Consider the following 10,597-nt stretch of genomic DNA (forward strand, 5'->3'; position numbering starts at 1 on the left):
TCTGCCCTCATTATTGGAGGGTGAAATGTGAATACATCCTATTCACAATCGAATTTACGACACAACCAAATTTTAATTTGGCTTTGCATTTTATCTTTTTTTAGCGTATTAAATGAAATGGTTTTGAACGTCTCATTACCTGATATTGCAAATGATTTTAATAAACCACCTGCGAGTACAAACTGGGTGAACACAGCCTTTATGTTAACCTTTTCCATTGGAACAGCTGTATATGGAAAGCTATCTGATCAATTAGGCATCAAAAGGTTACTCCTATTTGGAATTATAATAAATTGTTTCGGGTCGGTAATTGGGTTTGTTGGCCATTCTTTCTTTTCCTTACTTATTATGGCTCGTTTTATTCAAGGGGCTGGTGCAGCTGCATTTCCAGCACTCGTAATGGTTGTAGTTGCGCGCTATATTCCAAAGGAAAATAGGGGTAAAGCATTTGGTCTTATTGGATCGATAGTAGCCATGGGAGAAGGAGTCGGTCCAGCGATTGGTGGAATGATAGCCCATTATATTCATTGGTCCTATCTTCTACTCATTCCTATGATAACAATTATCACTGTTCCGTTTCTTATGAAATTATTAAAGAAAGAAGTAAGGATAAAAGGTCATTTTGATATCAAAGGAATTATACTAATGTCTGTAGGCATTGTATTTTTTATGTTGTTTACAACATCATATAGCATTTCTTTTCTTATCGTTAGCGTGCTGTCATTCCTGATATTTGTAAAACATATCAGGAAAGTAACAGATCCTTTTGTTGATCCCGGATTAGGGAAAAATATACCTTTTATGATTGGAGTTCTTTGTGGGGGAATTATATTTGGAACAGTAGCAGGGTTTGTCTCTATGGTTCCTTATATGATGAAAGATGTTCACCAGCTAAGTACTGCCGAAATCGGAAGTGTAATTATTTTCCCTGGAACAATGAGTGTCATTATTTTCGGCTACATTGGTGGGATACTTGTTGATAGAAGAGGTCCTTTATACGTGTTAAACATCGGAGTTACATTTCTTTCTGTTAGCTTTTTAACTGCTTCCTTTCTTTTAGAAACAACATCATGGTTCATGACAATTATAATCGTATTTGTTTTAGGTGGGCTTTCGTTCACCAAAACAGTTATATCAACAATTGTTTCAAGTAGCTTGAAACAGCAGGAAGCTGGTGCTGGAATGAGTTTGCTTAACTTTACCAGCTTTTTATCAGAGGGAACAGGTATTGCAATTGTAGGTGGTTTATTATCCATACCCTTACTTGATCAAAGGTTGTTACCTATGGAAGTTGATCAGTCAACTTATCTGTATAGTAATTTGTTATTACTTTTTTCAGGAATCATTGTCATTAGTTGGCTGGTTACCTTGAATGTATATAAACATTCTCAAAGGGATTTCTAAATCGTTAAGGGATCAACTTTGGGAGAGAGTTCAAAATTGATCCTTTTTTTATAACAGGAATTCAAATCTTTTTGTTCCATTAAAGGGCGCGATTGCTGAATAAAAGATACGAGAGACCTCTCTTGTATCTTTTTTATTTTGAGTGGTTTTGTCCGTTACACTAGAAAACCGAAAGACAATAAAAATTTTATTCTTGCTGAGTCTGGCTTTCGGTAAGCTAGACAAAACGGACAAAATAAAAATTGGCAAGGGTTTAAAGGTGGAGATTTTTTGAGTGATCTTCTCAAAAAATACTACCTGTCCCTTGCTGATTTTTAAACGAGCACGAGAGCAAAACCCCCCTTTGCTGAGGTGGCAGAGGGCAGGTTTTTTTGTTTCTTTTTTCTCGTAAAAAAAAGAAAGGTCTTAAAGGTTTTATGGTTTTGGTCGGCACTGCCGACAGCCTCGCAGAGCACACACTTTACGAAGTAAAGTATAGTGTGTTATACTTTACATGGAAGTTGTACCGAAATATTGTGTTGTGAAGTCTATATAATTTTAAAATTATGAAGTCTATATACGTGCGTAAAGATATTTAAAGAGATTAAAAATAATAAAAATAAAAATTGAATTAAAAAGAGATATGGTTGATTATTGGAACGATTGTTTTAATGATTTACATATATTACAACCAGATTGGAAAACTATCGAACGTACTTCTGATAGAGCAATGGTTTTTATGTTGTTGAATGATGAAGAAGAATGGGGAAAATTAGAAAGACGTACTAAGAATAAATATAAAAAATTAATTAAAGAAATATCTCTAATTGATTTAACTGATTTAATGAAATCGACTTTAAAAGCGAACGAAAAACAATTGCAAAAGCAGATTGATTTTTGGCAACGTGAATTTAGATTTTGGAAGTAAAGTAACTTTGTTTTATACAAAATGTTACTTTAGTATAATTAACGTTTAAGAGGTGACACAATATATGAAAAAATCAGAGGATTATTCCTCCTAAATACAAAGAGATAAGATGAAATTTAGGAGGAAAATTATATATGACTTTTAATATTATTAATTTGGAAACTTGGGATAGAAAAGAATATTTTAATCATTATTTCAATCAACAAACAACTTTCAGTGTTACTAAAGAATTTGATATCACTTTACTTAAAAGTATGATAAAAAATAAAGGATATAAACTGTATCCTGCTTTGATTTATATAATTGTAAATATTATAAATCAAAATAAAGTATTTAGAACAGGAATTAATAGTGAGGGAAATTTGGGTTATTGGGACAAATTAAACCCTTTATATACAGTCTTTAATAAAGAAACTGAAAAATTTTCTAACATTTGGACAGAATCAAATGTTAGTTTTAATTCTTTTTATAATAGTTATAAGAGTGACTTACTTGAATATAAAGATAAAAATGAAATGTTTCCTAAAAAACCAATACCTGAAAACACAGTTCCTATTTCGATGATTCCTTGGATTGATTTTAGTTCATTTAATTTAAATATTGGTAATAATAGTAGATTCCTATTGCCAATTATTACAATGGGTAAATTTTATAGTAAGAATAATAAGATCTATTTACCAGTCTCATTGCAAGTTCATCATGCGGTATGTGATGGTTACCATGCTTCATTATTTATGAGTGAATTTCAAAATATGGTTGATAGTGTAAATGAATGGATTTAAATCTAAAATAACTTTCATAAACTTAAGTAATTATGATATTTATAAGTTTATAGCAACTACCATTTTTGGTTGCTGGTGTTTTGATTTTGAATTTGGTTTTGAACTTATGGACTGATTTATTCAGTCCATTTTTTGTGCTTGCACAAAAACTAGCCTCGCAGAGCACACGCATTAATGACTTATGAAACGTAGTAAATAAGTCTAGTGGGTTATACTTTACATGGAAGTGGTTGCCGGAAAGAGCGAAAATGCCTCACATTTGTGCCACCTAAAAAGGAGCGATTTACATATGAGTTATGCAGTTTGTAGAATGCAAAAAGTGAAATCAGCTGGACTAAAAGGCATGCAATTTCATAATCAAAGAGAGCGAAAAAGTAGAACGAATGATGATATTGACCATGAGCGAACACGTGAAAATTATGATTTGAAAAATGATAAAAATATTGATTACAACGAACGTGTCAAAGAAATTATTGAATCACAAAAAACAGGTACAAGAAAAACGAGGAAAGATGCTGTTCTTGTAAATGAGTTGCTAGTAACATCTGACCGAGATTTTTTTGAGCAACTGGATCCAGGAGAACAAAAACGATTTTTTGAGGAAAGTTATAAATTATTTTCCGAACGATATGGCAAGCAAAATATTGCTTATGCAACAGTTCATAATGATGAGCAAACCCCTCACATGCATTTAGGTGTTGTGCCTATGCGTGATGGAAAACTGCAAGGAAAAAATGTGTTTAATCGTCAAGAACTGTTATGGCTACAAGATAAATTCCCCGAGCATATGAAAAAACAGGGTTTTGAGTTGAAGCGTGGTGAACGTGGCTCTGACCGTAAACATATTGAGACAGCTAAATTTAAAAAACAAACTTTGGAAAAAGAGATTGATTTTCTAGAAAAAAATTTAGCAGTTAAAAAAGATGAATGGACTGCTTATAGCGATAAAGTTAAATCAGATTTAGAAGTACCAGCGAAACGACACATGAAAAGTGTTGAAGTGCCAACGGGTGAAAAGTCCATGTTTGGTTTGGGAAAAGAAATAATGAAAACAGAAAAGAAACCAACCAAAAATGTTGTTATATCGGAGCGTGATTATAAAAACTTAGTGACTGCTGCGAGAGATAACGATAGGTTAAAACAGCATGTTAGAAATCTCATGAGTACTGATATGGCGAGAGAATATAAAAAATTAAGTAAAGAACATGGGCAAGTTAAAGAAAAATATAGTGGTCTTGTAGAGCGATTTAATGAAAATGTAAATGATTATAATGAGTTGCTTGAAGAAAACAAGTCTTTAAAGTCTAAAATAAGCGATTTAAAGCGTGATGTGAGTTTAATCTATGAAAGCACTAAGGAATTCCTTAAGGAACGTACAGACGGCTTAAAAGCCTTTAAAAACGTTTTTAAGGGGTTTGTAGACAAGGTAAAGGATAAAACAGCACAATTCCAAGAAAAACACGATTTAGAACCTAAAAAGAACGAATTTGAACTAACTCATAACCGAGAGGTAAAAAAAGAACGAAGTCGAGATCAGGGAATGAGTTTATAAAATAAAAAAAGCACCTGAAAAGGTGTCTTTTTTTGATGGTTTTGAACTTGTTCTTTCTTATCTTGATTGGTAAACGTTTATTAAAAAGAGAAATTTTTACATGCTTACTAACAATAATATTGTTTTCAGGAATTGGATCTTCATATTTTTTCATTTCAGCAGGTGTAGCAAAACGAGCCGAACCGTATTCTTCTCCATGACGGTAGATTCCACGATCATTATCTCGCACATACATTAATAGCCCTAAAAGAAAACCAAGTATTCCTACACTAAATCCTAATAGACTTGGTGTTATAAAAAACCGATAAAAAGTTTGTTCGATATACGTTAGAATATCTTTTGTAAAGAGATAATTCGTTTTTGAAAAATAGTCTATCCCTGGTAACAGCCAAAAGAAATTTCCTATTCCAAAGCCAATCACAAATAGAAAAATACCAAGGTAGAGATACGGTTTCAGTTCTTTTTTGTACGTCTGCATCACAGTTTCCTTCCTTTTGTGATTGCTTTTGTTTGATCGATTTTACCCACGTATTTTTTATTGGCTGCAGTGTAGGCTAACCGTTCATCAAAAGTCATGGTATTTGGCTTACGCAAAATCATTTGTGGGTTCTTCTTAATATCCGTTAATACGCGTTCTAAGGCTTTCTTTGCGAGTTCCGTATCTTTTACTCGAAAATAGAAGTTAGTCCCTTCTTTGGTTTCTTTAAACGCAAAAGGAAGCCCTTGGGCTTCCAACTGTTATAAAAAGTTTTTTCAAGAAAAAAGGAGCGACTAATGTCACTCCTTTTTCATTTCTCTATAGTCATATCTACTACCTACACTGTGCAAGTTTATATCTTTTAGATTTGGATTAATCAATTTACTAGAACCTGTTTGGATAATTGGGACAATCGCTGCATCATCAATTAACAATTCTTCTGCTTCTTTCAAACTCTTCAGCCGATTATCAGAAGTATCTTTTAGAAGAATATCAAATTCATTACTCTCATAACCCCCATAATTCATAGGGCTATTTGTCTTGAAATTAGCTAGAAAGCTCAATGGATCTGCATATCCCGCTTGCCAACCAATAAGACTAATAGAAAAATCACCCTTAGACAACTTTTCAATTTGTGCATTTGCTGGTACTGGCGTAACTGTTACAGTCAACCCTTTTAAAGATTCTTGTAATTGATTTTGTAAAAATTCTCCAGCTTTTTTCGAATTCTCCGTCTCCAACCAAAATATCTAGTTTTAAATTGTTAGGTGCAGTTAATTCTTTTTGTGCATTTTCCCAATACTTCTTGGCTTTTTCTTTATCATAACCAACTAAATCCTGGTCTGCAAAATCTTTCTTTGTTTTTGGATCATACACTAATTTTTTAGGAACTAACCCAACTGATGCTATGGAGCCATTATCTAGTAATTTTTCTACTAATGAGGCTCTGTCTATAGCATAACTAATTGATTTACGTAAATTTTTGTTCTTTAAAATAGAATCCTTTGTTTTTTTATTGAGTTCTAAATACATACTTGTTGCTAATAAAGAAGAGCTATAATCCTTATCGCTTTTATATTGTTTAGCATACTCTCCACCTAAAGGAGCTTCGTCCAATTGACCATCTTTATATAAATTAACACCTGTATTTATCTCTTTAATTACTTGAAAATGAATAGTATTCATTGAGACATTTTTATTGTCCCAATAATTAGTATTTTTTTCTATTACCCAACTATCTGAAGTGCCTAAACCTTCCAAGTTAGTTAAATTAAACACTCCATTTGTACTAATAGTTTCCTTAGAAGTACCATAATCTTTCTTATGTTTATCAGAAAATTCGTGATTAACAGGTAAAAACACTGGCAATGCTAATAAATTAGTAAAGTAAGGAGTTGGTTCTTTCAACGCTATTTGCAAAGTATGATTATTCACTGCTTTTATACCTAAAGACTCTTTAGCTTTGCTACCTTTACTTATTTCTTCAGCATTTTCTATAAGAGCAAATAATCCGACATTTTGAGAAGCAGTGTTAGGATCAACTACTCTTTGCCATGCAAAAACAAAATCTTCGGCAGTTACAGGCGTTTTATCTGTCCAAGTTGCATCTTTTCTCAATGATATAGTATATGTTTTACCGTCTTTGGATATGTCTGGAAGCTTTTCTGCTAATGCAGGTTCTGCTTGATTTTTTTTATCCAAACGATATAAGCCTTCCATCACATTTGCTAAAAGTGTAATACTTGTTTGATCAACAGCAGTTGCTGGATCTAAACTTTGTATAGGTGTTGCTGCTGTTAAATTGGCAGTTTGTTCTACAGCACTGCTTTTTTTATTTTCTTGAAGATTATCTTTATTGCTACATCCGATTAGAATAAACATTAATGCAGAAAAGCCTAAAAACAAAATTTTTTCAGTCTTTTTCATCAAATAACCCCATTCTTTTTGATTAAACAATCTATACCAAAATTACATTAAACCAAAAGCAATAACAATAGCTGGAATTAAGTTATTAAAGAAATGAATCAAAATACTTACTTCAAGACGACTAGTTTTAAAATATGCGATTGATAAAACTAATCCAATTAGTGCATAAATGAAAAAACTAATAATATCAGTTGGTCCATGTACTAAACCGAATGAAATAGAACTTAGTGCAATTCCTAAAATTGGCCAATCTTTTAAAAAATAACCAATAATTCCAGCTCTAAACACAATCTCTTCCATGATTGGTGCAGATATCCCTAATATCAAAATAATTAGTAATGGATTCTCACCTGTAAACAAATTATTAATTGCCGCATCATTAGCAGTAGAATCAATTCCTTGATTATTTAACAGAATCGTTCCTAAAATTGCCACTAATCTTGCAATTACAACACCAATTACAATAATTAAAATATTCTTTTTATTGAGAAATTTAGAATCAAAGTTAAGTAATTCTAGTTTATTAGCTAAAACAAATAGCAATCCAATATTCATAATAAATATCACTATTAGAATTAGCGTTGATAGTAAAGGCATTGTACCTTGACCTACTTGTAAAGAACTTTGCTTTAAAGTCCCATACGTAAACATACCTATTTGACTTAACAAAAATAACCCAATTACAATAAAAAAACGTTTAATGTATTCCATTATTACCTCCTTGTGTAAATAAAATTATAAATAATTAGCTTATTTATACAGTGATAATACCATAAATATTATATCCAGCAATAATTTCTATATATTTATATCAAAATTAATGGTCACAAAAAAACATATTTTATTGATACTCAATCCAGTTATGTGTAGTTATTTCTGGGGAGTTGTCCGTACTATTTTTATTTAAATGACTTTTTTTCTCTATTGTACATTCAACAAATAAATTGTAAAAAGACTTGTAAAATAAACCTTTAGGACTTTTAACAGTAGAATCTGTCTTGATTTTATGCATCACTCGTCGCAAACATTTGTCTATTTCTTCTTGATAATCTTCCCCAATTAAAACAACATTGTATTCTTTTTCAACTTTAGTTTTAGCACGTATAATTGTTCCAACCATTTCATGGGCTTCTTGAATAGTATCAGAAAAGGCTGCAATAAATTTTAAGCTATCTTTGCTTAGGAAAGTGTTCTCTTGAACTTCTGCAAACTGTTCGAGCAATAATTGTTGTTGCAATCGTTCTTTTTCAGTATCTATTGTATCTATTGTATCTGTATTTAGATTATTAAATACTGTACTGATTTTCATACCCTCTGATTTATCAACGTTTTGGCAGGGTATGATTTTCATACCCTCTTGATTACCAAGGCATTCAGCGTTTGTTTTTCCTTGGGGGGTGGGTATGATTTTCATACCCTCTGATTTATCAACGTTTTCTTGCATAGTATCATCGAATGTTTGCAATTGATAAATATCGTTTTCTGTTACTTCAAGTTCCGCTAGATAAAGTCTATTAGGATTGTTCTTACCTAGTGTTTTATTAAAACCCATTTGTTTTTGATAAAGTAATCCGTATTCTTCTAATTGTGATTTTATAGCTAATACTTTCTGTTTACCGCAATCAAGCACTTCTCCTAATTCACTAATAGTAAATGTAAAATAGACATTTCCATTTTCATCTACTTGATTTCTTTGAACAGCAAATTCCAGACGTGCTTTTAAAAGCATGTATGCAATTTTTGTAGAATCTGACATTTTTTTGTATTTATCGCTAGCAATAAGTACTTTTGGGAATTGATAGAATAATTCATTGTAAATACGGTTTACATTAAAAAATTTGAAGTTGTTCATATAAGATCCCTCTTTTCTTAGTTAAAAATTTATCTATTAATTTATTTAGTAAGCGTTCTTTTTTTAAGAATACCAAAACATTATTTAAAATAAAGCAATTTTTATTTTTAGTAGTAAGATAGTAAAGTAGTAAGATAGTAAAGTAGTAAGATAGTAAAGTAGTAAGATAGTATAATAGTAAAGTAGTAGAATAGTAAAATAGTAAGATAGTAAAAAATGTTTATTTTTTAATAAATACGTCTAAAAATCCTTTTGTAGAAAGGTTAATATCATTCTTTTAAAACAATAAGATAGTAAAATAGTAAGATAGTAAAGTAGTAAGATAGTAAAATAGTAAAGTAGTAGAATAGTAAAGTAGTAGGATAGTAAGATAGTAAAATAGTAAATTTTATAAATATTATTTGTAGTAAGAAAATATTTATGATATACTATTTGTAGTAAGAAAATATTTATGAAATGAGGAGTCATTGTATGGTTAAAAAAATTGTATTTGGAAATTTCAAAGGCGGCGTTGGGAAGACTACTAATTCTGTAATGGTAGCCTATGAATTAGCTAAAAAAGGTTTTAGAGTTTTAGTTTGTGACTTAGACCCACAAGCAAATTCAACGCAATTGTTGCGAAGAACATATGGATTACAAAATAATAAAGAACTACCTATAAAAGAAACGATGATGGTAGCAATTCAAGAAGGAAATTTAGGTAAAGCTGTTGTAAATGTAATGCCTAATTTGTATTTATTGCCTTCACACAAAGACTTTGTTAATTATCCTGATTTTCTTGAGCTAACAATTATGCCGACAGAGAAAAACTACAAAGAGAGACGAATAGCATTTTTTAGTGAATTACTTAAACCAATTGAAAATGATTATGATTACATTATATTTGATGTTCCTCCTACACTTTCAGTATTTACCGATACAGCTCTTTATTCTTCTAATTACATTGTAATTGTTTTGCAAACGCAGCAACGTTCCCTTGATGGTGCAGAAGCATTTTGGGAATACTTGCAAACCTTGTATGATACTTATAAAAACATTGACTTTGATATTGCTGGGGTACTTCCAGTGCTGTTGAAAAACGATTCTGGAATTGATAATCAAATAATTAAAGATGCCAAAGACGCTTTTGGTGATGAAACTTTGTTTAATACAATCGTTAGACACATGGAACGGTTAAAACGTTATGATCGTAAAGGTATATCAGAAGAAGGATATACGGAATTATATGATTTTCATGATAGAAAAGTTCATGAATTGTATAACAAATTATCTGATGAAATAATTGAACGAACAGAAGGGACGACTGCTAATGAGTAAGTATACATTTCATAAGGATCCTGAACGTAAACAATCAAAAGAAATTAAAGCAACTGAAATTTCAGAACCTGAAACTACTTTTGATTTAAGTAGTTTTTCAAAAGAAGAAATTTCAGCAAGTGATTCAGGAGCAAAACGAATTGGGCGACCTGCTAAAAATAAAGTATATAGTACAATTAGGATACAAAAGAGTAACATCAATAGAATAAATGCGTTTCAGAATACTTTAGATTTTGAAACACAAGACGACATTGTATCGTTCATGTTAGATAGATTAGATAACACATTAGAACCAGAGCAACGTACAATGTTTGAAATGTATATGAAAGCTTATGAATCACGAGACAAAAAGAAACAAAAATAAAAGATACTGTATAAT

The 10,597-nt window shown here is 31.0% G+C and carries 8 protein-coding genes and 3 pseudogenes; 6 read left to right on the forward strand and 5 right to left on the reverse strand.

The features are described from left to right. Window positions 1-27: 27 nt before the first annotated feature. The 4 genes and pseudogenes from tet(L) (at window position 28) to mobV (ending at window position 4,645) form a co-directional block, all read left to right on the forward strand. Window positions 28-1,404 carry a tetracycline efflux MFS transporter Tet(L) gene (gene tet(L) / locus AB3I34_RS13620; protein WP_001574277.1) on the forward strand — a complete coding sequence of 459 codons (1,377 nt, stop codon included), beginning with the start codon at window positions 28-30 and terminating at the stop codon, window positions 1,402-1,404. A gap of 595 nt (window positions 1,405-1,999) precedes the next feature. Continuing rightward, window positions 2,000-2,311 (forward strand): annotated as a pseudogene (locus AB3I34_RS13625) (replication initiation protein); the annotation flags it as partial. A gap of 134 nt (window positions 2,312-2,445) precedes the next feature. Further along, complete coding sequence (catA, locus tag AB3I34_RS13630; protein ID WP_002415230.1) at window positions 2,446-3,093, forward strand: type A chloramphenicol O-acetyltransferase; 648 nt, start codon at window positions 2,446-2,448, stop codon at window positions 3,091-3,093. Window positions 3,094-3,382: 289 nt separating this feature from the next. After that, a complete protein-coding gene (gene mobV, locus AB3I34_RS13635) occupies window positions 3,383-4,645 on the forward strand; it encodes a MobV family relaxase (RefSeq protein ID WP_000119405.1) in 1,263 nt (420 codons plus the stop codon). A 46-nt stretch (window positions 4,646-4,691) separates the two neighbouring features. Here mobV and AB3I34_RS13640 read toward each other — a convergent pair. From AB3I34_RS13640 to AB3I34_RS13660, 5 genes and pseudogenes are all read right to left on the reverse strand, one after another. Then, window positions 4,692-5,123: pseudogene (locus AB3I34_RS13640) on the reverse strand (hypothetical protein); the annotation flags it as partial. After that, window positions 5,123-5,245, reverse strand: a complete 123-nt coding sequence (locus tag AB3I34_RS13645) for a hypothetical protein (RefSeq protein WP_002415665.1) — start codon at window positions 5,243-5,245, stop codon at window positions 5,123-5,125. The gene AB3I34_RS13645 and the pseudogene AB3I34_RS13640, both read right to left, overlap by 1 nt. Before the next feature lie 177 nt (window positions 5,246-5,422). After that, window positions 5,423-7,049 (reverse strand): annotated as a pseudogene (locus AB3I34_RS13650) (peptide ABC transporter substrate-binding protein). Window positions 7,050-7,091: 42 nt separating this feature from the next. Next, window positions 7,092-7,760: a CPBP family intramembrane glutamic endopeptidase gene (locus AB3I34_RS13655; RefSeq protein WP_002362416.1), complete on the reverse strand. Its 669-nt coding sequence runs from the start codon at window positions 7,758-7,760 to the stop codon at window positions 7,092-7,094. A gap of 130 nt (window positions 7,761-7,890) precedes the next feature. Beyond that, entirely contained in the window at window positions 7,891-8,901 is a 1,011-nt protein-coding gene (locus tag AB3I34_RS13660; RefSeq protein ID WP_002367743.1) for a replication initiator protein A, read from the reverse strand. A 471-nt stretch (window positions 8,902-9,372) separates the two neighbouring features. On the opposite strand from AB3I34_RS13660, the gene AB3I34_RS13665 reads away from it, so the two are divergent. Both AB3I34_RS13665 and AB3I34_RS13670 read left to right on the forward strand, forming a co-directional pair. Beyond that, complete coding sequence (locus AB3I34_RS13665; protein WP_000239313.1) at window positions 9,373-10,218, forward strand: ParA family protein; 846 nt, start codon at window positions 9,373-9,375, stop codon at window positions 10,216-10,218. Then, window positions 10,211-10,582, forward strand: a complete 372-nt coding sequence (locus AB3I34_RS13670) for a DUF5388 domain-containing protein (protein WP_002358205.1) — start codon at window positions 10,211-10,213, stop codon at window positions 10,580-10,582. The genes AB3I34_RS13665 and AB3I34_RS13670 overlap by 8 nt, the downstream gene beginning before the upstream one ends. Window positions 10,583-10,597: the final 15 nt, after the last annotated feature.

Source organism: Enterococcus sp. C102(2024), assembly GCF_040888205.1.
GTDB classification, from domain to species: domain Bacteria; phylum Bacillota; class Bacilli; order Lactobacillales; family Enterococcaceae; genus Enterococcus; species Enterococcus faecalis.

Bases quoted from the DNA above. Each gene is read 5' to 3' on its own strand.
- catA (WP_002415230.1), top strand. From the start codon at position 2,446: ATGACTTTTAATATTATTAATTTGGAAACTTGGGATAGAAAAGAATAT.
- mobV (WP_000119405.1), top strand. From the start codon at position 3,383: ATGAGTTATGCAGTTTGTAGAATGCAAAAAGTGAAATCAGCTGGACTA.
- AB3I34_RS13645 (WP_002415665.1), bottom strand. From the start codon at position 5,245: ATGATTTTGCGTAAGCCAAATACCATGACTTTTGATGAACGGTTAGCC.
- AB3I34_RS13655 (WP_002362416.1), bottom strand. From the start codon at position 7,760: ATGGAATACATTAAACGTTTTTTTATTGTAATTGGGTTATTTTTGTTA.
- AB3I34_RS13660 (WP_002367743.1), bottom strand. From the start codon at position 8,901: ATGAACAACTTCAAATTTTTTAATGTAAACCGTATTTACAATGAATTA.
- AB3I34_RS13665 (WP_000239313.1), top strand. From the start codon at position 9,373: ATGGTTAAAAAAATTGTATTTGGAAATTTCAAAGGCGGCGTTGGGAAG.
- AB3I34_RS13670 (WP_002358205.1), top strand. From the start codon at position 10,211: ATGAGTAAGTATACATTTCATAAGGATCCTGAACGTAAACAATCAAAA.